Here is a 20,626-nt window from a genome sequence, read left to right on the forward strand (position 1 = left end):
ATTCCCGGGCCCGCTTTTCGGCATGCTCATTTTTGGCGAATAACGATTTAACACGCATTAACCATCCAGAAATGGAGTCGGGGAAAAACCGACGTACGTTGTTCGCCATGTCTCCTCGGTCCCTGCTCCCCCTCCTGGCCGGGCTGGCGGTGCTGACACTCACGGCGTGCGTACCCGTGCAACACGCGAGCGCCCGCGGCGAGCACCACGACGACTTCGGCACCCCGGTCGGCAACCGATCGGTCCAGCACGGCGGCGACCTCGTGATGGGCCTGTCCAACGAGCCCGACAAGCTCGACCCCACCACGTCCAGCTCGCTCTACACGCGCTACGTGATGACCACGATCTGCGAAAAGCTCTACGACATCGACGATGCCAGCACCGTCGTGCCGCAACTGGCCACCGCGTTGCCGATGGTCTCCCCCGACGGCCTCACTGTCACGATCCCGGTGCGCACCGGCATCGTCTTCGCCGATGGCACCCCGTTCGACGCGCCGGCGGTCGCGACCAGCCTGCGCCGGCACTTCGAGCTCAAAACCTCCCAGCGCAAAAGCGAAATGGGCCCGATCAGCCGCATCGACGCGCCCGACAAGAGCCACGTCGTGCTGCACTACAAGAAGCCTTTCGCCCCGATCACCGCGGCACTGGCCGACCGCGCGGGCATGATCATGTCGCCCGCCGCGCTCGCGAAAGAGGGCGACGACTTCGGCGACCACCCCGTGTGTGTCGGTCCGTTCAAGTTCGTGAAACGCGTGCCGCAGACCGAGATCGACGTCGAGCGCGACCCACGGTACTACGACGCCAAAGACGTCCACCTGGACACCATCACCTACCGGATCATGACCGACGCCAACATCCGCGCCGCGAACCTGCGGTCCGGCGACATCCAAGTGGCCGACACGATCTCGCCCCAGGACGTCGACGCGCTGGCCAAGGACCCCGATCTCAAGGTGCTCCAGTCCCCGTCGCTGGGCTACCAGAGCGTCACCTTCAACACCGGGAACGTCGACGGCGTCGGCAAACCCACCAAGCACATCGACAATCCCGTCGCGGACGATCCCCGCATCCGTCTCGCGTTCTCCCTGGCCCTGGACCGGCAGACGCTCGTCGACACCGTGTTCAACAACTGGTTCGACCCGGCCTGCTCCCCCATCGCTCCGAAAACGCCGTATTCGAGCCCGGCCAGCGACGCCTGCCCACCGTTCGACCCGGCCAAGTCACGGCAGCTGCTGAAAGAGGCCGGGGTGCCCGTGCCGTTCCCGATCTCGTTGCAGGTGACCAACACCCAGGACCAGCTGCGGTACGCCCAGGCCCTGCAGGCCAGCGTCGCCGAGGGCGGCTTCGCCGTGCAGATCGTGCCGGTCGAGTACTCCACCCTGCTGGACGTGCAGAAGCGCGGCACGTTCGAAGCGCTGATGCTCGGCTGGTCCGGCCGCATCGACCCCGACGCCAACACCGCACGCTTCCTCTCCACCGGCTCGGGCGGCAACTACGGTGGCTTCAACTCGCCCACATTGGACAACTTGCTGTCGAGTGCCGCGCGCAGCATCGACACGAAGCAGCGCGCCTCGCTCTACGGGCAGGCTGTGCGGCTGATCCAGCAGCAGAACCCGATCGTCTACACCTACCGGGTCCGCAACCTCACCGTACATTCCACCCGCGTCACCGGCATCCAGGTGTACGCGGACGGGGTGGTCCGGCTCGGCAAGGCCGCGTTCGTCGGCAGTCAGGAGGGCTGAGCCGTGGGACGTTATCTCCTCCACCGCCTGTGGCAGTCCGCCCTCACGCTGGTGCTCGCGTCGATCGTGGTGTTCATCGACGTGCGCGCGCTGCCCGGTGACCCCGCGACGGCGATGGCCGGCGAGGAAGCCGATCCCGCCGCCATCGCGGCCGTACGCGCGCAGCTCGGGCTCGACGACCCGTTGCCGGTGCAGTACTTCAAGTTCGTCGGCCACGCGCTAACCGGCGACTTCGGCAAGTCCGTGCGCACCGGCACCCCGGTGCGCGAGATGATCGGCGCGACCCTGCCGGTGACGGTGCAGCTCGCCGTGTTCGCGATGCTGGTCGCGGTCCTCATCGGCGTGCTCGCCGGGGTCGTCGCGGCGGTGTTCCGCGGCCGCTGGCCCGAGTGGGGCGCGAACGGCTTCTCGCTGTTCGCGCTGTCGGTGCCGACGTTCTGGCTCGGCATCCTCGCCGTGCTCTACCTGTCCGTGCAGCTGCGGTGGTTCCCCGCGTCCGGTTACGTGTCGCCGTTCGACCAGCCGTTGCGCGGGATCTACTACCTCACGCTGCCGGCGGTGATCCTCGGCCTCACCCACGCCGCCGTCGTGCAGCGGCAGACCCGGTCGTCGATGGTCGAGACGCTCACCGCCGACTTCGTGCGCACCGCGCGGGCGAAGGGACTCGGGCGCGCGGCCGTCATTTTCCGCTACGGCCTGCGCAACAGCCTCATCGTGGTCACCACCATCGTCGGGCTCCAGCTCGGCGGGCTCATCGCGGGTGCCGTGGTCACCGAGCGCATCTTCAGCCTGCCGGGCATCGGCAAGCTGACGCTGGACTCGGTGTTCACCCGCGACTACCCGGTGATCCAGGCCGTGGTCCTCGTGATCACGGCGGCATACATCGTGATCAACCTGCTCGTCGACTTCCTCTACACGGTCATCGACCCACGCCTGCGAGTCTCCGGGAGGACCCGATGACGATCGCCGCACAGACCCCCGCGCCACTGGCCCGTGCCCACGGCCGCGTGGCGCGCCGGCTCCTGCACAACCCGCTGGGCGTGATCGGCGGCGTGCTGCTGCTGATCGTCGTGATCGCCGGGGTGTTCGCACCACTGCTGGCGCCGTACGCGCCGACCGAGGTGCACTTCGAGACGCCGTTCCAGCAACCGGGCACGGTCGGGTTCGCCCTCGGCACCGACGACCTCGGCCGCGACATCCTCTCCCGCGTCTTCTACGGCACCCGCGCGTCACTGGAGGTCGGGGCGCTGTCGGTGCTGTTCGCCGTGGTCGTGGGCGTGCCGCTCGGGCTGCTGTCGGGGTACTGGCGCTGGCTCGACGCGCTCATCTCCCGGCTCGCGGACCTCATGCTGGCGTTCCCGTTCCTGATCCTCGCGGTCGGACTGGCCGCCATCAACGGCGGCGGCCTCACCAACGCGGCGATCGCGCTCGGTATCGCCCAGATCCCGACGATGACGCGCGTGGTGCGCGCGGACACGTTGCGGCTCAAGGAAACCGACTTCGTGCTCGCCGCGAACACGATGCACGCCGGGCCGTGGCGCATCCTCGGGCAGCACGTGCTGCCCAACGCCGCTTCGGCGATCATCGTGCAGGCCACGGTGATCATGCCGATCGCGGTGATCGGCGAGGCGGTGCTGTCGTTTCTCGGCCTCGGCATCCAGCCACCCGCGCCGAGCCTCGGGATCATGCTGTCGGACGCGCAGCAGTACCTGTTCCGCACGCCCTGGCCGGGCATCTTCCCCGGGATCGCGCTCGCGTTGATCTGCCTGGGGTTCAACCTGTTCGGCGACGCCCTGCGCGACGCGCTGGACCCGAAGAGCACGCGGTGAAGGGGACCACGATGACCGAACCGCTCCTGGAAGTCAGCGAGCTCGAGGTGTCCTTCGGCCGCACTCGGGCCGTGCAGGGAGTGAGCCTGCAGGTGGCGCCCGGCGAACGCGTCGCGGTCGTCGGCCAGTCCGGCTCCGGCAAGTCCACCACCGCCCACGCGGTCATCGGCCTGCTGCCCGGCGCGGGGCGCGTCACCGGCGGCGCGATCCGGTGGCGAGGCGAGGACCTCACGCACGCCGGGGAGAAGCGGCTGCGGCGCCTGCGTGGACGCGAGGTCGGCTTGGTGCCGCAGGACCCGATGTCCAACCTCAACCCTGTGGCGCGCGTCGGCCGGCAGGTCGCCGAAACCCTGGTGGCGCACCGGATGTGCGCACGCCGGGAGGCCTGGACCCGGGCGGTCGAGCTGCTCGGCGAGGCCGGGATCCCCGAACCGGCGCGGCGGGCACGGCAGTACCCGCACGAGTTCTCGGGCGGGATGCGCCAGCGCGTGCTGATCGCGATCGGCCTGGCCTGCCGGCCCGACCTGCTCATCGCCGACGAGCCGACCTCCGCGCTCGACGTGACCGTGCAGCGGCAGATCCTCGACCACCTGGAGAAGCTCACGCAGGAGCTGGGCACGGCGTTGCTGCTGGTCACGCACGATCTGGGGCTGGCGGCGGACCGGGCCGACCGGGTCGTGGTGATGTCCGAGGGGGACATCGTCGAGACTGGGCCGGCGCGCCAGGTGCTGACCGAGCCGCGGGAGGGCTACACACAGCGGCTGGTGGCGGCGGCCCCGTCGTTGACCGGTCCGATGCACGAGGCCGCATCGGCCGCCGACGTGGTGCTCGAGGTGTCGCACGTGTCGAAGGAGTACCGCGTCCGGGGCGGCGGAGGTGCGCTGCAAGCCGTGGACGACGTGTCGTTCACCGTCGGGCACGGGCGGACCACCGCGATCGTCGGCGAGTCCGGTTCGGGCAAGACCACGACCGCGCACATGGTGCTCGGCCTGGTGCCCGCGACGTCCGGCACGATCCGCCTCGACGGCGCCGAGGTCATCGGCCTGCGCGGCGCCCGGTTGCGGGCCGCCCGGCGCGCGATGCAGCCGGTGTTCCAGGACCCGTACGCCTCGCTCGATCCGATGTGGACGGTCGAGCGCCTCATCACCGAACCGCTGCGGACCTTCGGCGTCGGCGACCGCGCCTCGCGACGCAGGCAGGTGGCGGAGCTGCTCGACCAGGTGGCACTGCCCGCCGCGCTGGCCCAGCGTTATCCCAACGAGCTGTCCGGCGGCCAGCGCCAGCGCGTCGCCATCGCCCGGGCGCTGGCGGTGCGTCCCCGGCTGGTCGTGTGCGACGAACCGGTGTCGGCACTGGACGTGCTGGTGCAGGACCAGATCCTCGGGCTGCTGCGGACCCTGCAGGAGGAGCTCGGGCTCAGCTACCTGTTCATCTCCCACGACCTCGCCGTGGTCCGGTCCCTGGCCCACGACGTGCTCGTGATGCAGGCGGGCCGCGTCGTCGAGCACGGGCCGGTCAGGGAGGTTCTCTCCTCGCCGGCCGATCCGTACACCCGGCAGCTGCTTGATGCCGTGCCCGGGGCGGACACGTTCACGCGGTGACCGGCGAGGGTCCTTCGGCCTGGTCGAGCCGGAGGCCCCTCGGTTCAACCGCGGCGTGGTGGTCATGCGGTTCTGGCCATTGGCCGGTGGTAGGACAGGTACGCGGTGCCCGCCGTGGTCAGCCGGGCCGAGTCGATTCGCCGTCGGCGGTGCCGTACGCCGGGCGCCGAGCTGCGCCTCGCTGACCGTGGGCCACCGGACGCCGGCGTCGGCCTGGAGCTCGGCACCGCGGCCTCGTAGAGCGGTCCGACCGACTTCGGGCTGACCGAGACCAGGCCCGGGCAGGAAGCGTCCTGGCCCAACACGAGCAGGCTGTTCGCGTCGCTGCTCCACATGCCGCCCTCGTCGAACGACGAGCGCACGCGCAGCTTCTTGCACCGGTCGCAAGTGGACGGTCCGGCGACCAGCAGCCGGGCGTACGCGCCGCCGGCTGTGGTCGCGCTCATCTCCGGCACCGAACCCTGCCCGCGCGGGATCGTGAGATCGGGCTCCACGGCGAACCTCTGGGTCAAGATCGCCCCGCCGTCCGAGCTGATCACGAAGGCGCGGTTGTGGATGGCGCACGCGTCGGCTTTCGTCGTGTGGTGGCCGTTGCGCGCGGCCGCGTAGACGCGCCCGTCGGCGAGGTCGGTGACGCTGATCTCCTGTGGGTTCACCAGGTGCCTGGTCGTCGCTGGAGACGAGGGCGCCGACGCCTCCGCTCGACGCGTTCGCCTGGGAGCTCATGCCGACCACCAGCCGGCCGGCGTGCGCGCCGTGCGCAGCACGATGCCGGGGCCGGGGCCGGTGGCGAGCCAGCACGGCTCGGTGGTCAAGCCGAGCCGCGCGGTGCGCGATTTCGGCGCCGTCCGGGTCGCGCCGTTGTCGTCGCTGTAGCTCACGCGCGGCTGCCGCGCGCACGGGCCCGACTTCACGCACTGCATGTCGGTCAGCAGCACGATCCGCCCGAGTCGGCCGCACGATGGGCACCGTGTTGTCCTTGGTGTCGCCGAATCCCTGCACCGCGATGGTCGACGCGCTCCCGGTCTTGCCGTTGACCTTCGACCGCTTGAGCTCCACGGCCACATCACCGATGTCGACGCAATCGGCCCCCCGTGTGCCATCCCTCAGCGAACGCGAGCAGGTCTCGGTTGTGTGCCTTCACCACCGCGGGAATGCGGAATCAGTCGTACCCTCCGGTGCTGGTCTGGAACACCACCGTGCTCGCGACGTCGGCCGACGCGAGCGCAGCGGGCAGCGTCCCCAGCCCCGCCACGGCGGCGGCCGTCGCCGGCACCCGGTCGCGAAACGTGTCGATCCCATGATCCCGGCTCCGTCCTGACTCCTGTGAAGTGCCGCCGGGATCGCGGCGGACCGCGCACGCGCCGTGCGGCGGCGATTGTTCCCGGCGCACCTGGAGGCCGAAACTTCCGGAATCGCCAGTGTGAGGGGCTTCGCCCCGATAGGATCCCGCGCTGTGACCGCGCCGCCACAGTCTCTCGCCCATACCCTGCCGGAACCCGCGAAGAATGCCGAACCGGTCCGCGACGAGCTCGTCGAAGAGCTGCGCGAGTTGATCAAGCCCACGGCCGGAGCCGTGCTCGGCGTTCTCGCCGAATCCCCGGACGTGGCCGTGGCTCACCGGGTGCGGGACGAAGGCGTGCGGACCGAGGTCTTGCAGCGGGTCACCGCGGACTCGGACACGCTGCTCAGCAAGACCAACGAGCAGATCTCCGCGCTGCGCCAAGCCCGCCAGGCCCTCGAAGCGCACAACGCCCCGCCCCAGCACGCGGCCGGGCAACCCGACCCGCGCGACAAGGTCGCGCACGCGCTGCTGGGTTTCGCCCTGTGGCTCGGTGTCCTGGTGCCGGTGGTCGTCTGGCAGCTGCTTCAGACCCCGCTGAGCCCGACCGCCCACTTCTGGGTGGCCGCGGCCGTGGTGGTCGCGGGATTCGCCTTGCTCCGGCCGGTGTTCCTCGCCGTCGCCCGGGCGGGTCGGCGGCTGAACGGCCAACCCGCGCTCGGCGGTGCGGGCTGGCCGGTCCTGACCGGCTTCGCCACGACCTACCTGGTGCTGATCCTGCGGTTGTGGCCCTCCTCGAGCCAGAGCATGGGCCCGTTCTGGGCGGTGGTCGTCTGGGTCGCCCTCGGCCTCGTCACCGCGTTCGTCTTGTTCATGGTGGTGGCGATCGCGTTCGTGAAGCTCAAGGACGAGCCACCCGGCCGGCGTGTCCCGGGCCCGGTCCTGGGGCGGGAACTGCTCGTCACGGTGGCGGCGACCGCGATCCTCAGCCCGGTGCTCACCGGAGCGGGCGGGGACTGGACCGCGTGGCTGGTGGCCGACGTGCTGTGTTCGCTGATCGCGGTCTTCGGCGGTCCGCTCCTGCTCGGCTCCGTGCCCGCACGGCTCTCGCGAGATCCCGCCCGGTTCGGCAGCCCCGCGTGGACCCGGCGCCGCGACCAGCTGGAGCTGGCCCGCGAAACAGCGAGCAAGGAGTGGACGAAAGCCGCCGTGGCGCAGGTCGAGCAGAGCGTGCGGCTGCACCTCGCCGCGGTGCTCGACCCGCCGTTCAGCACCGAGCTGCCCCAACTCGACCGCGGGGCACTCGGCCAGATGCGCCCCGGTGAGCAGGTCTTCCTGGACACCGACGCGGCCCGGCGGCTGCGGTCCTTGCTCTCGGGCATCCGCGGCGGCGCGGTCGGGATGGCGGGCCCGCGCGGCGTGGGCAAGTCGACGCTGCTGGAGGCCTACCAGGCGGGCCGGTTCCTGGACCCCAACCGCGTGCACATCGCGTTGCTGGAGAGCGTCCCGGTGCGCTACGACGCGCGCGAGTTCGTACTGCACCTCTACGCGCGAATGTGCGCGGCGGTGATCACGTTCTGCGAGTCCGAGGGCGCCGAGGCCGCGGACCGGCCGAGCCGGTGGTCGGCGGTGTGGCCGGTGCTGCGCCGGGCGTGGCCGTTCGCCGCGGTGGTGGTCGCGTGGGTCGGTGTCGGGGTCCTCGGGTCGCTGACGTTGCGCAGCCCACAAGCCGACCTGCGGACCTGGCTCACGGCCAACTGGTGGACGCTCGTGACGCTGTTGGGCGTGGCCGGTGTCGCAGCTCTCGCGCGGCGCAGCCGCCGCGTCGCGCCACCGGAGCCGGCGGAGGTTCACGAGCAGCCCGGCCTAGCACCCGGTGACGTACGAGGGCTGAAGGCTGTCGCGGAGGGCAACCTCGGCCGGATCCGCTACCAGCAGAAGCACACGTCGGGCTGGTCGGGCAAAGTCGGTCTGCCGGTCGGTGCCGAAGCCGGCGTAAGCGGCTCTCGGGAGACCACCCGGCAGCCGCTGACGTACCCGCAGATCGTGCACGAGTTCAGCGCCTTCCTCGAACTGACAGTCGACTGCGTGCGCGGGTTGGCTCAGATGGCCACGCCGTCCGTGGTCGTCATCCTCGACGAGCTGGACAAGATCGTCTCGGCGGATGCGGCCCAGGATTTCGTCAACGAGATCAAGGCCGTGCTGACCTTCGACGTGCCCGGGTTCCTGCTGCTGGTCTCGGTGTCGGAGGATGCGCTCGCGTCGTTCGAACGGCGCGGACTTCCGGTGCGCGACGCGTTCGACAGCACGTTCGACAGCATCTTCCGGCTCGAGTACCTGCGGCTCGGCGACGCGCGGCAGCTGTTGAACCGGCGCGTACTGGGGCTGCCGGAACCGTTCGTGTGCCTGGCGCACTGTCTCTCCGGTGGGCTGCCGCGCGAGCTGATCCGCGTGACGCGGGAGGTGCTCGCCTCGGCCGGGCAGCTGGCCGACGTGGCGCACCGTCTCGTCGGCGAAGAGCTGCGGGACAAGCGGGCGGCCCTGCGCACGGTCGTCGGGCGCGACACCTTCGACGACGTCGCCGTGAGCGAGCTGGTCCGGCACGTCGACGCCCATGCCGTGGCCGACAGCGCTTCGCTGTTGACGGCCGCGGCCCAGCCGCCCATCACCGCCGCGAAGAGCGCTGAAACCGTTGCACTGCAGAGGCTTCAGCTCGAAACGCTCGGGCACCTGTACTACCTCGGCACCGTTCTGGAGGTCTTCGGCCCGGCATTCGGTCCGGCGGATCTCGAACGCGGGCGCGGCGAGGGAGACGCGTCGTTCGACACCCTCACCTCGGTCCGGCAGCTCTTCCCGGTCAACGCCCGGCTCGCTTGGCTCACCATCAGCGCGTTCCGCCGGGCGTGGGACCTGCCGGTCGTCAACCCGCCGGACCCCACTCAGGGCGCGTAGCCCGTCAGCTCCTGGCGTGATGGCGCTGGTAGTGCCGCTGAACCCGTGCCCGGTTCCCGCACCCGGCCGAGCACCACTCGCGCCGGGAATGGTCTTTCACGAAGAACAGCAGGCAATTCGGCGCCAGGCAGGCGCGCAGCTTCTGCCGCTGGTCGCCGCCGAGCAGGTCGATGCCTTGGTGCGCCAGGAAAGCCACCGCGCGTTCGGCCGGGGTGCCACCCGAACGCAGCACGCGCACGGGCTCGCCGTCCTCAGGCCAGACGAGCTCGGCGCGGGTCTGGGCCAGGTCGTTGAGCGTGGCCAGAGCTTCCGCCCGGTCCACTTCGACCGCCACCGGGCGGGGGTCGGCCGTGGCCTCGGCGGCGAGCGCGCGCAGGGCGTCGCGCAGCCGTCGCAGCCGGTCGGCGACCGGCGCCGAGTCGCCGTCGAGCACCACTCCGGCCTCGGTGTCGAGGCGAGGGGCGACAGCTGCCAGCCAGCCGGCGACGTCGGACTCGTCCGTCAGCGCGTCGGTCACGCCTTCCCGTCCGGCGTTCACGGTGTTCATCAGCTCCACCGGGAGTGGTTCGCCGAGCAGGGCAGCCGTCGTCATGACACCCACCATAGCACCATCTAATGGAAATCTACGTCACAACCATTTGACAGCGCCGGTCGACTGCTGCCACGTTTGCCTAACGGTTACATAGTCTTCAATCATTAGGAAGGTCCAAGATGTCGACGCTGCCCCAAATCGAGCTCGAGCACGCCACCGGCCAGGCCGCGGTCCTGCTCGCCGAGACGAAGAAGAACATGGGCGCGATCCCGAACATGGCGAAGACCATGGCGAGCAGCCCCGCACTGCTGAAGGGTTTCCTCGGCCTGTCGGGCGCGCTCGCCGGCGGCGTGCTGCCCGCCGCGGTCCGCGAGCGCCTCGCGCTGGCCACCGCCGAGTACAACCAGTGCACCTACTGCCTGTCGGCGCACACGATGGTGGGCAAGAAGGTCGCCAAGCTCGACACGGACGAGATCGAGCGCGCCCGCCACGCCGACTCGGCCGACGAGTACGTCGCCGCCCTGCTCACCCTGTCCGACGCCATCGCCCGCGGCCGCGGCACGATCGACGAGACCGTGCTGAAGACCGCCCGCGACGCCGGCGTCACCAACGCCGAGATCGGCGAGGTCATCGGCAACCTCGCGCTGAACATCCTCACGAACTACTTCAACATCGTCGCCGACACCGACAACGAGTTCCCCGTCGTGCAGCCCCACCAGCACGCCTGAGTTCGCAAGCGGGGTTCGAACCGGACGAGGCTCGAACCCCGCTCCCGCGGTTCGCGAAGCGGTGCCGCCGGCCGGTACGCAGACAGACACTGTCACCGGGTGCGTCCTCATCGCAGGGGAGCCGTTGACGAGCCCGTGCCTGGCCGGCAACTGGCCGGTATCGTCCGCTCCGGCCGGCAACTGGCCGGTATCGTCCGCTCCGGCCGGCCACCGGAGCGAGCCCGCCTGCGGCACCGGCCCGCCTACGACGGCCGCGTGATCACCGGCGACACCAAGGAAAATGCCGCGATCCGAAAGCGCTGGCGCGAACGTCCTCGAAGACAGCCGGATCCTCCCCGCGGTCCGAGCCTCAGCGTGCGAACACCCTCCGCACCACGTCGGCCTGTCCCTTCCGGTGCCGATGGTTGCCGGTGGTGCGACCCGGTCGGGGGTGACGCGGCGGCGCGCCGCGACACCACCGTCAGACGCTTGCCCGCCGGCAGGCCGAGCTCGCCGCGCAGGAACGACCCCGCCCCCTGGTTCTTCGGTTCTTCCTGCGCCCACACCATTTCCGCGTTCGGGTACCGCGACAGCACCCGCGTCAGCTCCTCCTGGGGCAACGGGTCGAACTGCTCCAGCCGCACCAGCGCGACGTTCGCACCCGCCCGAGCGAGCAGGTCGCTATACACCTTGCCCGACACCGGCACCACCTTCTCGCAGCGGCACCCGGGTCAAGGTCGCGGTCGCCGACGCCCGGGCATCGACGCGATGCCGGCCCAAACGAGCTGGCCCGGGTAAGGGTGGTCCACGCCGTCGACCGGGATCCGCCGGCCCCACTGGTCTTCGCTGTGGTCGTGCGCGAACCCGGCGTCGGCATGACCGGGCACAGCACGAGGGTGCGGTCACCGACCGGCGCGGCCGGCTGGTAGAGAAATGCTCGATCACCAAGGCGATCGAGGTCGTGGGCGCCCGCGCGACCGTGCTCGTGCTGCGCGAGGCTTTTACGGCACGACGCGCTTCGACGAGTTCGTCGACCGCACAGACCTCTCCCCCAGCGTCGCGGCCGCTCGGCTCAAGCAGCTCGTGGAACTCGGCGCACTGGCGAAGCAGCCCTACCGCGAGCCCGGCTCACGTCCGCGCGACGAATACGTGCTCGCCCCGATGGGCCGGGATCTCTTTCCGGTCGTCCTGGCGCTGACGCAGTGGGCCGACAAGCACCTGCAGCCCGACGGCGGCCCGATCCTGACCGTCGAGCGCGCCTCCGGCAAGCCCGTCGGCGTCGCGCCGCACACGGACTCCGGTGCGCCGCTCGACCTCGAAGACCTCGCCGTCGTGCCCAACGAGACCTGGCTGCGGGCGTGATGTCCTCGCGTACGAGAACCCGCATCGCCACTCGTGAATTGGGAACCCGGCCGACGTCGCGGGGCGGGGGACACACGACCTCGGCCGGGCAGCTGCGGGGGACGGCGATCCGTCCCGGTTTTCACTGTCCGCCAGGTATTCCCTGGCAATCGGCGCGCTGTGGCGCGCCTTCACCCGAGCCACGCTCGGCCCGGTCGAGCAGCCAGCCGGCCGGCAGTCCGAGCCGCGCCGCCTGGCCGCGCAGGTCGAAGTCGTCCCAGCCCACCAGCCGATCGCTCGACCACCAGCGCCGCGGGCCCACGTCCTCGGTCACGCCGCGCTCATCCCACGGGAGACGACGGCCGCCGAGGAGTCTTCGTCGGTCTGCGGGTTCGGCAGCCGGCACAGGGGCCCGCCGCCGGGGTGCGACACGACGCGGCTGTCGGCGAGGAACCACAGGCGTTCGGCCGGGCGGCCGCACACGGAGCACGGGCAGCCGAAGAGCTGCAACCCCCAGCGGGAGAACTGCTCAGGCATCGCTCGTCCTCTCCGCGTTCGTGAGGCGCCGGGCGGCGAGCACGGCGATGGGCCCGCTGCGCGGCGGCCGGCCGGAGCGCGTCCGCTGCCGAGGTCCGGCCGGGACGCGGCGGGTGGCGTCCGCGCGTCCCCGGTCGGGCAAGCCGTGCTGGCGCATCACGCTTCCACCTTCCGATCCGAAGCTGATCTCGAGGGGCGGGCGACATCTTCACGTCCCGGTGCCGGCTACCGCCATGGCTTTCGAGTCCTCATAGGATCGCCGGGACCGGCGCCGATCCGCATTCCTGCCACCTGGAGTCCCCCGCCCCCGCTACCCGGACTTTCCCCCGCGGCCCCGGGGGCTGGCTGTGCGCGCGGGCGGCGCCTATCCTCGGGGTGGGTGTTGCGGCGTGTCCAGGAAAACGATGGTGCAGCGCCGCCGAACCGGAGAGCGCATGCGGCGGCGCTCCAGCGGCGCGCTCGCGGCCGTGATCGCCGTCGCCGCCGTCACGGGCATCGCGCAGCTCCTCGAACCGTACGTCGACTCGGTCTCCCTGCTGATGCTGTACCTGATCGTGGTGCTGCCGGTCGCCGTCATCTGGGGAACCGCGCTGGCGGTGGGCACGTCGTTGCTGAGCGTCGCCGTCTACGCGATCCTGTTCGCCCCGCCGCCTTACGCACTGCACCTCATCGACGCCCAGAACGCGGTCGCGCTGGGCGTTTTCCTCATCACGGCGGTCGTGGTGGGCACCCTCGCGTCGCGCCTTCAGCGCACGGCCCAGATCTCCGAACGCCTGACCGAGGAGCAATCGGCCCTGCGCCGCGTCGCGACTCTCGTCGCGCGGTCGGTATCGCCGCCGGAGGTCTTCGAAGCCGTGACGCGGGAGGTCGGCCTGCTGTGCGGCGCCGACCTGGCCCGCATGGAACGGTACGAAGTGGACGGAACGGTGACCGGCGTCGCCGCCTGGAGCCGGGTGCCCGTGCACCTCACCGTCGGTACGCGGATCGAGCTCGACGGGCTGAGTGTCGCCCGCGAGGTGCGCCGCAGCGGTGAGCCCGTGCGGCTGGCGAGCTTCGCCGGCGAGACGGGGGCGATCGCGCGGGAGGCACGCGGCCTGGGCATCCGCTCGTCCGTCGGCTGCCCGATCGTGGTGTCCGGCCGGTTGTGGGGTGTGATCGCCGCGTCGACGAAGAGCGACGAACGTTTTCCCGACAAGACCGAGGCGCAGATCGCGAGCTTCACCGAGCTCGTCGCGACCGCGATCGAAAACGCCGAGGCCCGCTCCGAGCTGCGGGCCTCCCGCGCCCGCATCGTCGCCACCGCCGACCGGACCCGGCGGCGCATCGAGCGCGACCTGCACGACGGCGCCCAGCAGCAGCTCGTCGCCCTCGCGCTGCAGGTGCGCGCGGTGCAGGCGCTCATCCCCGACGGGGCCGGCGAGGCGCGCGGCGAGCTCGACCGCATCGCCGACGGACTGTCGGAAGCGCTGGACGAGCTGCGCGAAATGGCCCGCGGCATCCACCCCGCGCTGCTGGCGGAGCTCGGCCTGGTACCGGCTATCAAGGCCCTTGCGCGACGCTCGCCGCAGGCCGTTGATCTCGACGTCCGCGCCGACGGGCGGCTGCCGGAATCGATCGAGGTCGGCGCGTACTACGTCGTCGCCGAGGCGCTCACGAACGCGGCCAAGCACTCGGGAGCCGACTCCGTCGCCGTGTCGGTCGAAACCCGGGACGACCTGCTCCACATCGCGGTGCACGACGACGGCGTGGGTGGCGCCGACTTCGCCCGGGGCACCGGGCTGGCCGGGCTGAAGGACCGTGTCGAGGCACTGGGCGGCCGGATCTTCCTCCGCAGCGCGCCCGGCGACGGCACGACGCTGAACGCGGAGTTCCCACTCTCGGGCCAGGGTGGCTGACCGCCGCCGTACCGGCCAGCCGGTAGGTGAGCTACCCGCTGGCCGGGCTCGGGAATTCCCGCTCGCCGTGACGACGGGGACCCCCTCCGAGCACCACACTGGGTCACCAGACGGGAGCAAAAAGAAGGTTCCTCGGGAAGAAGTCCGGTCATGACAGTCCACCACCACGCGAGCAACAAGTACTGCGCCCAGTGCGGGCGCTGGCACAGCCACTGCGACGCCTGCGGCTGGTTCTGGTACGGCGCGTGCACATTCGCGGAGGCGCTGCGGCGCATCCGGCTGCACCAGCTCGACGAGGTGTACGCGGACGGGGTGACCGGTCGTGGCCGTACCGGTTAGCGGGAATGCGCGCACCGCGCGGTTCTGGGAGGGTGAACACGTGCGGTGCCTGATCGTCGACGACAGCCCGGGTTTCCTGGCCGCGGCTCGTCGGCTGCTGGAGCGTGAAGGAGTCACCGTCGCGGGGGTGGCCCGGGGCGGGGCGGAAGCGCTGCGGTCCGTCGACGAGCTACGACCCGATGTCGTGCTGGTCGACATCGACCTGGGCGGCGAGAGTGGCCTCGACCTGGTCGGGCGCTTGGCGCGCACCGAGGCCGGCGGCTCGTCGGACATCATCGTGATCTCGACCCACGAGGAAGAGGACTACCGCGACGTGATCGCCGAAGGTCCCGCGGTCGGGTTCCTGCCCAAGGCCATCCTCTCGGCGCGGGCCATCCAGGGCCTGCTCGGCACGGCCGGTTAGCTGTGCGGCTGTCGTTGGTGGTTGACAGTCTGGGTTCAGGGTTGGATCTTCTGTAGGAGCCTCTCATAGGGGTCTGTCGCCCAGCCCGCCGTGGAACGCGGTGATAGTTGTGGTAGCCCTCCCATTCCGTTGAGTTCGTCGTTGAAGGGGCCGAGGTCGCCGAGGACGACGCCGGCGAGCAGGCGATGGAACTCTTCGGCGTCGATGCGGTGGGAGCGTTCCGCCTTGCCGTTTAACCGCGGTGTGGCGGGCCAGATGTAGACGCGGCCGATGCCCTGGTCCAGGGCGTGCCAGTGGAAAGCGGTCCGGAATTTCCTTTCAGACCGTCGATGCACTCGTCCTCGTAGCGGTGTTTCCACCAGAAGCCGGTTCGCGCGCCTGACCAGGTCCTTCCCACTCCACACTCGCTCAGCCATAGGCTTCCTCAGATCAGGAGCCCAAGACTGTCAACAACATCAGTCAGTTTTAGCGCTAGCGGTTGTCGAGATAGGCCAGCACCGCGAGCACACGGCGGTGGTCGTCCGTCGTCTCCGGCAGGTCCAGCTTCGCCAGCACGCTGCGGACGTGCTTTTCCACGGTCCCTTCCGTGACCCAGAGCCGGCGCGCGATCCCGGCGTTGGAGCGGCCCTCGGCCATCAGGCCCAGCACCTCGCGTTCACGGGCGCTCAGCGCGGCCAGCGGGTCGTTTCGGTGGCGGGCCTCGACGAGCTCCTGCACCAGCGCCGGCTCGACGACCGACCCGCCCTTGGCGATCCGCCGGAGCGTCTCGAGGAACTCCCCCACGTCGGCGACCCGGCTCTTGAGCAGGTACCCGATGCCGCGGCCGCCGGCCAGCAGCTCCATCGCGTGGTCGACGTCGGCGTGGGCCGAGAGCACCAGGATGCCGATCTCGGGGAGTTCCTCACGGATGGTCCGCGCGGCCTCGAGCCCCTCGACGGTGTGGGTCGGGGGCATCCGGACGTCGACCAGGACCAGGTCGGGCCGGTGCTCCCGCACGAGGTCGAGCAGCGCGTTCGCGTCTCCGGCCTGCCCGGCCACGGCGAACCCCGAGCGATCGAGCAGGCTGGCCAGGCCTTCGCGCAGCAGTACGTCGTCCTCGGCCAGGACCACTCGTGGCACCGTCATCGCCACCACCGCTTTCGCCGCGGTGCTGCCCGGATGCCGCGGTAGTCAAGTGGACAAATCGTGCCATAGCGGCTCAGCCGTCACCAACTCGCGCGGCGTGTCACGAACCGACGAGCACCACGTGCAGGGTCCGCGGCCCGTGCACGCCCTCGACGCGGTTCAGCTCGATGTCGCTGGTGGCGCTGGGACCGCTGATCCACGTCTGCGGCCGGTCCGGGTCCAGCAGCGCGATGGCTTCGGGCACGCCGGGCACGATCTGGTCCTCGCGGACGACACACACGTGCACGTCGGGAACAAGGCTGAGCGCGCGCCGGCCCTGGCCGGGGCCGTGGTCGAGCACGATCGTGCCGGTGCGCGCGATCCCGACCGCCGCGGTGGTGACCACGGCGTCGCAGGAGTCGAGGTCGCCGGCGTCGGCCACCCCGCCGAGGTCGACCGGGAAGCGCTGGGGAACCAGGATGTTTTCAGCCGGCCCCAGCGCGGCGCGGACGGCGTCCGCCAGCTCGGCCGGCGTACACCGGCTGAGGGTGGCGCGGTAGTCGACCACGCGTTCGGCGAACAGCGAAACCACGTCCGGGGGCGGTGGCGCGCCGCGGTAACCCCTCGGCACAGGCGTCTCGGCGCGGTCGGCGTCCCGCAAGGCACCGCGGACGGCCGCGAGGATGTCGTCGCGCGCGCTCATCGGCGGCCCGTCCGGCGCCACCAGGCGCGGAAGGACTCCGGCGGTGGCGCGGGCAGGTCGCGGGCGCCGGTCCACAGCGAGGCGGGCCAGGGCAGCCGTCGCAACGCCCGTCGGCCGCCGGGCAGCACCGCGCGGCCGAAGCGGTTGAGTGCTTTGCCCGCCGCACCCATGCCGCGTTCGGCAAGGGTGAGGCGTCGGGCATCGGACAGGACCCATGCCGCGGATTTCATCGCCACGGCTTCGGGTTTCGGGGTTCCGCCGCGGTGCGCGTCCACGACCTGGGAGCGCAGGTGGACCAGCACTTCGGGGATGTCGATGCGGACGGGGCACGCGTCGAAGCAGGCGCCGCACAGGCTGGAGGCATACGGCAGCGAGTCGGTCTGCTCGTCCACGCCGACGCCCTTGAGCAGCGGGTTGAGGATCGCGCCGATCGGGCCCGGGTACACCGAGCCGTAGGCGTGGCCACCGGTGCGTTCGTAGACCGGGCACACGTTGAGGCACGCCGAGCAGCGGATACACCGCAGCGCCTGCCGCCCGACCTCGTCGGCCAGAGCGCGCGTACGGCCGTTGTCCAGCAGCACCACGTGCATTTCCTGCGGCCCGTCGCCGGGGGTGATCCCCGACCACGTGGAGGTGTAGGGGTTCATCCGCTCGCCGGTGCTGGAACGCGGCAGCAGCTGCAGGAACACGTCCAGATCGGACCACGTGGGCACGATCTTCTCGATACCGACCACGGAAACCAGCACCTCGGGCAGCGTCAGGCACATCCGCCCGTTGCCCTCGGACTCGACCACCACCAGCGTCCCGCTGTCGGCGACCGCGAAGTTCGCGCCCGACACCGCCATCTTCGCGCGCAGGAACTTCTCCCGCAGGTGCAACCGAGCCGCCCCGGCCAGCTCGGCCGGATCATCGGTCAGATCCTCAGGGGCCGGCCGGCCCGCAGCGGCCATCCGGCGGCGGAAGATCTCGCGGATCTCCGCGCGGTTACGGTGGATCGCGGGCACGAGAATGTGGCTGGGCAGGTCGTCGCCGAGCTGCACGATCAGCTCCGCCAGGTCGGTCTCCCAGGCGGTGATGCCCGCCTCGGCGAGCGCCTCGTTGAGCCCGATCTCCTGCGTGGCCATCGACTTGACCTTGACGACCTCGCCGACGCCATGACCGTGGGCGATCCGCGCCACGATGTCGCACGCTTCGGCCGCATCCCGCGCCCAGTGCACGGTCGCACCGCGCTCCTGCAACGCCGCTTCCAGCGTCAGCAAGTGCTCGTCGAGGTGCCGCAGCGTGTTGTCCTTGATCGCCGCGCCCGCCAGCCGCAGCTCCTCCCATTCGTCCACCTCGCCGACCACGGCCGCGCGCTTGGCGCGGATCGTGCCGGTGGCATGGGCGAGATTACGACGCAGCTGCGTATCGGCCAGCGCCGCCCGCGCGGCCGCCGGAAACGCCGGCATCCCGACGAACGTGGCACTCACGCGTCCTCCTCGGTCGAAGCCAAAACGTCGGCCAGATGCAGCACGCGCACGCCGGAACGCTCGCGCGAGAGCAGACCGCCGATGTGCAGCAGGCACGAATTGTCCCCCGCCACCAGCACCTCCGCCCCCGTCTCGCGCACGTGGCGGGCCTTGTCCGCACCCATCGCGGTCGACGTCTCGGCGTTCTTCACCGCGAACGTCCCGCCGAACCCACAGCACTCCTCCGCCGCCGGCAACTCCACCAGGTCAAGCCCCCGCACCGCGCGCAACAGCTGCAACGGCTTGTCACCGACACCGAGCATCCGCAGCGAATGACACGTCGGGTGATACGTCACCCGGTGCGGGAAGTAGGCGCCGACATCGGTCACACCCAGCACGTCCACCAGGAACTCACTGAGCTCGAAGACCTTCGGCCCGGCCACCGCCAGCCGCGGCTGCCCCGCACGACGCGCGACCAGCGAATGCTGGTGACGCGCCGAACCCGCACACGACCCCGACGGCGTCACGATGTAGTCATACCCGGCGAACGCGTCGGTGAAGGCGCGCACCACCGGCACCGCCTCGTCGAGGTAACCGGTGTTGACCATCGGCTGGCCGCAGCAGGTCTGCGCCTCCGGGAAATCGGCGTCCACGCCGAGGCGCCGCAGCAGCCGGAACACCGCCTTGCCGGTGTCGGGGAACAGCGTGTCGTTGATGCACGTCACGAGCACGGCGACCTTCACGCCACCACCCCCGCCCTGCTCAGCCGCGCCTCGGCGGCAGCCCAGTTCCCGCCGCCCGGCGCGTAACGCCGCAGCGGCTGGGTTTCGCGGATCAGCCTACGCATGGCCGCGAGGTCAGGCAGGTCGGCACCGAGGGCCCGCGCCTGCACGAGCACGTTGCCCAGCGCCGCCGCCTCCACCGGCCCGGCCACTACCGGCACGCCGCACGCGTCGGCCGTCAGGCGGCACAGCAGCTCGTTGCGGGCGCCACCGCCGACGACGTGCACCACGTCGACCGGCCGGCCCGTGACCGCGGCGGCCTGCCGCACCGCGCGGCGGTAGGCGAGCGCGAGACTGTCCACAATGCACCGCACGAGCTCGCCCCGGCTTTCCGGCGGCCGCTGCCCGCTCCTGCGGCAGGCGGCGGTGATGCGCGCGGGCATGTCCCCGGGTGGCAGGAACTCGGGGGCGTCGAGGTCCACCACGGCCGCCAGCGCGGGTGCGGCTGCCGCCTCCGCGAGCACCGTGGCCAGGTCCGCGGGCGCGCCGTGCGCGGACCAGGTCCGCAGGGTCTCGGTGAGCACCCACAGGCCCATCACGTTGCGCAGGAAGCGGATCTTGCCGTCGACGCCGGTCTCGTTGGTGAAGTTGGCCGCCAGCGCCGCGGCACCGAGCTGCGGTTCGTCGAGCTCGAGTCCGACCAGCGACCACGTGCCGGAGGAGATGTAGGCGAAGTTCGTGCCGGGCTCGGCGGGCACCGCCACGACCGCCGAGGCCGTGTCGTGCGATCCGACGGCGACGACCGGCAGCTCCGGCTTCCCGAGCTCCTCGGCCAGCTCTGGCAGCAGCGTCCCGATCCGCTGCCCCGGCTCGCGCAGCGGGGGCAGCAGCCGCGCCGGAATTCCGGCCCGCTCGGCGAGGTCGTCCGCCCAGGTCTGTTGGCGCACGTCGTAGAGCTGCGTGGTCGACGCGTTGGTGCGCTCCGCGCCGACGCTCCCGGTGAGCCAGTAGCCGAGCAGGTCCGGGATCAGCAGCATCTTCTCGGCCGCCGCCAGCCGGGCCCCTTCGGAAACCAGCTGGTAGAGCGTGTTGAACGGCAGCTCCTGCAAGCCGGTGACGGCGAACAGCTCCGAAGGGGGGATCGCCCGGTGTACGGACTCCGCCACGCCGTCGGTGCGGGAGTCGCGGTAGTGCACCGGGTTACCGAGCAGCCGGCCGTCGGCGTCTAGCAGGCCGTAGTCGACAGCCCACGAGTCGATGCCGACGCCCGCCACCTCCCCGGCGTCGCCAAGCCCGACCAGCAGTTCGCGGTACAGCCCGAGCACGTCCCAGTGCAGCGTGGCGCCGGTGGCGCCGGCGACCCGGACGCCGCCGTTCGGAAAGCGCCGCACTTCTTCCAGGTCGAGCCGCCCGCGCCCGACCGTCCCGGCCATCACCCGGCCGCTGGTGGCACCGAGGTCGACGGCGGCGAGGCGCATCACCCGGACACCCA

22 protein-coding genes are annotated in these 20,626 nt (G+C 71.1%); 10 read left to right on the plus strand and 12 right to left on the minus strand.

Annotated elements, in window-relative coordinates:
* The first annotated feature begins 107 nt into the window (after positions 1-107).
* The 4 genes from AB0F91_RS37615 to AB0F91_RS37630 are packed head-to-tail and all read left to right on the plus strand — an operon-like array spanning position 108 to position 5,169.
* Positions 108-1,739, plus strand: coding sequence for an ABC transporter substrate-binding protein (locus tag AB0F91_RS37615; RefSeq protein WP_360605603.1), 1,632 nt, complete (start codon positions 108-110; stop codon positions 1,737-1,739).
* 3 nt (positions 1,740-1,742) lie between these two features.
* Positions 1,743-2,699 carry an ABC transporter permease gene (locus AB0F91_RS37620; protein ID WP_360605605.1) on the plus strand — a complete coding sequence of 319 codons (957 nt, stop codon included), beginning with the start codon at positions 1,743-1,745 and terminating at the stop codon, positions 2,697-2,699.
* Positions 2,696-3,568: an ABC transporter permease gene (locus AB0F91_RS37625; protein ID WP_360605607.1), complete on the plus strand. Its 873-nt coding sequence runs from the start codon at positions 2,696-2,698 to the stop codon at positions 3,566-3,568. The genes AB0F91_RS37620 and AB0F91_RS37625 overlap by 4 nt, the downstream gene beginning before the upstream one ends.
* 11 nt (positions 3,569-3,579) lie before the next feature.
* Entirely contained in the window at positions 3,580-5,169 is a 1,590-nt protein-coding gene (locus tag AB0F91_RS37630) for an ABC transporter ATP-binding protein (protein WP_360605609.1), read from the plus strand.
* A gap of 62 nt (positions 5,170-5,231) precedes the next feature.
* Here the strand turns inward: AB0F91_RS37630 and AB0F91_RS37635 are convergent, their stop codons facing one another.
* Complete coding sequence (locus tag AB0F91_RS37635) at positions 5,232-5,825, minus strand: sialidase family protein (protein ID WP_360605611.1); 594 nt, start codon at positions 5,823-5,825, stop codon at positions 5,232-5,234.
* Between the two features lie 66 nt (positions 5,826-5,891).
* Positions 5,892-6,107: a sialidase family protein gene (locus tag AB0F91_RS37640; protein WP_360605613.1), complete on the minus strand. Its 216-nt coding sequence runs from the start codon at positions 6,105-6,107 to the stop codon at positions 5,892-5,894.
* Between the two features lie 518 nt (positions 6,108-6,625).
* On the opposite strand from AB0F91_RS37640, the gene AB0F91_RS37645 reads away from it, so the two are divergent.
* Complete coding sequence (locus AB0F91_RS37645) at positions 6,626-9,403, plus strand: transcriptional regulator (RefSeq protein WP_360605615.1); 2,778 nt, start codon at positions 6,626-6,628, stop codon at positions 9,401-9,403.
* Between the two features lie 4 nt (positions 9,404-9,407).
* Here the strand turns inward: AB0F91_RS37645 and AB0F91_RS37650 are convergent, their stop codons facing one another.
* Positions 9,408-9,995 carry an ABATE domain-containing protein gene (locus AB0F91_RS37650; RefSeq protein ID WP_360605617.1) on the minus strand — a complete coding sequence of 196 codons (588 nt, stop codon included), beginning with the start codon at positions 9,993-9,995 and terminating at the stop codon, positions 9,408-9,410.
* A gap of 119 nt (positions 9,996-10,114) precedes the next feature.
* Between AB0F91_RS37650 and AB0F91_RS37655 the strand changes: the two genes are divergently transcribed.
* Positions 10,115-10,663: a carboxymuconolactone decarboxylase family protein gene (locus tag AB0F91_RS37655; RefSeq protein ID WP_360605619.1), complete on the plus strand. Its 549-nt coding sequence runs from the start codon at positions 10,115-10,117 to the stop codon at positions 10,661-10,663.
* A gap of 242 nt (positions 10,664-10,905) precedes the next feature.
* On the opposite strand, the gene AB0F91_RS37660 is transcribed toward AB0F91_RS37655, so the two are convergent.
* Positions 10,906-11,352, minus strand: a complete 447-nt coding sequence (locus tag AB0F91_RS37660) for a hypothetical protein (protein ID WP_360605621.1) — start codon at positions 11,350-11,352, stop codon at positions 10,906-10,908.
* Positions 11,353-11,575: 223 nt separating this feature from the next.
* On the opposite strand from AB0F91_RS37660, the gene AB0F91_RS37665 reads away from it, so the two are divergent.
* The gene (locus AB0F91_RS37665) at positions 11,576-12,004 is read left to right on the plus strand and encodes a helix-turn-helix domain-containing protein (RefSeq protein ID WP_360605623.1); all 429 of its coding nucleotides are present in this window, start codon (positions 11,576-11,578) and stop codon (positions 12,002-12,004) included.
* 121 nt (positions 12,005-12,125) lie between these two features.
* Here AB0F91_RS37665 and AB0F91_RS37670 read toward each other — a convergent pair whose 3' ends face one another.
* Positions 12,126-12,317 carry a hypothetical protein gene (locus AB0F91_RS37670; protein WP_360605625.1) on the minus strand — a complete coding sequence of 64 codons (192 nt, stop codon included), beginning with the start codon at positions 12,315-12,317 and terminating at the stop codon, positions 12,126-12,128.
* Complete coding sequence (locus AB0F91_RS37675) at positions 12,314-12,520, minus strand: hypothetical protein (RefSeq protein WP_360605627.1); 207 nt, start codon at positions 12,518-12,520, stop codon at positions 12,314-12,316. The genes AB0F91_RS37670 and AB0F91_RS37675 overlap by 4 nt, the downstream gene beginning before the upstream one ends.
* A gap of 434 nt (positions 12,521-12,954) precedes the next feature.
* Between AB0F91_RS37675 and AB0F91_RS37680 the strand changes: the two genes are divergently transcribed.
* The 3 genes from AB0F91_RS37680 (at position 12,955) to AB0F91_RS37690 (ending at position 15,157) form a co-directional block, all read left to right on the plus strand.
* Complete coding sequence (locus tag AB0F91_RS37680) at positions 12,955-14,415, plus strand: DUF4118 domain-containing protein (protein WP_360605629.1); 1,461 nt, start codon at positions 12,955-12,957, stop codon at positions 14,413-14,415.
* A gap of 150 nt (positions 14,416-14,565) precedes the next feature.
* Positions 14,566-14,754, plus strand: coding sequence for a hypothetical protein (locus tag AB0F91_RS37685; RefSeq protein WP_360605631.1), 189 nt, complete (start codon positions 14,566-14,568; stop codon positions 14,752-14,754).
* Complete coding sequence (locus AB0F91_RS37690) at positions 14,738-15,157, plus strand: response regulator (protein WP_360605633.1); 420 nt, start codon at positions 14,738-14,740, stop codon at positions 15,155-15,157. Before AB0F91_RS37685 ends, AB0F91_RS37690 begins: the two co-directional genes overlap by 17 nt.
* 35 nt (positions 15,158-15,192) lie before the next feature.
* Here the strand turns inward: AB0F91_RS37690 and AB0F91_RS37695 are convergent, their stop codons facing one another.
* The 6 genes from AB0F91_RS37695 to AB0F91_RS37720 form a co-directional block, all read right to left on the minus strand.
* Positions 15,193-15,573: a hypothetical protein gene (locus tag AB0F91_RS37695; RefSeq protein ID WP_360605635.1), complete on the minus strand. Its 381-nt coding sequence runs from the start codon at positions 15,571-15,573 to the stop codon at positions 15,193-15,195.
* Between the two features lie 55 nt (positions 15,574-15,628).
* A complete protein-coding gene (locus tag AB0F91_RS37700) occupies positions 15,629-16,282 on the minus strand; it encodes a response regulator transcription factor (RefSeq protein WP_360605636.1) in 654 nt (217 codons plus the stop codon).
* Between the two features lie 100 nt (positions 16,283-16,382).
* On the minus strand, positions 16,383-16,964 hold the full coding sequence (locus AB0F91_RS37705; RefSeq protein WP_360605638.1) for an LUD domain-containing protein: 582 nt from the start codon (positions 16,962-16,964) through the stop codon (positions 16,383-16,385).
* The gene (locus AB0F91_RS37710; RefSeq protein WP_360605698.1) at positions 16,961-18,412 is read right to left on the minus strand and encodes a lactate utilization protein B; all 1,452 of its coding nucleotides are present in this window, start codon (positions 18,410-18,412) and stop codon (positions 16,961-16,963) included. Before AB0F91_RS37710 ends, AB0F91_RS37705 begins: the two co-directional genes overlap by 4 nt.
* A 17-nt stretch (positions 18,413-18,429) precedes the next feature.
* Positions 18,430-19,155 (minus strand): (Fe-S)-binding protein, encoded by a 726-nt coding sequence (locus tag AB0F91_RS37715; protein WP_360605640.1) that lies wholly within the window; start codon positions 19,153-19,155, stop codon positions 18,430-18,432.
* On the minus strand, positions 19,152-20,612 hold the full coding sequence (locus AB0F91_RS37720; protein ID WP_360605700.1) for a rhamnulokinase family protein: 1,461 nt from the start codon (positions 20,610-20,612) through the stop codon (positions 19,152-19,154). The genes AB0F91_RS37715 and AB0F91_RS37720 overlap by 4 nt, the downstream gene beginning before the upstream one ends.
* Between the last annotated feature and the right edge of the window lie 14 nt (positions 20,613-20,626).

This window comes from Amycolatopsis sp. NPDC023774 (genome assembly GCF_040639695.1).
Taxonomy (GTDB): domain Bacteria; phylum Actinomycetota; class Actinomycetes; order Mycobacteriales; family Pseudonocardiaceae; genus Amycolatopsis.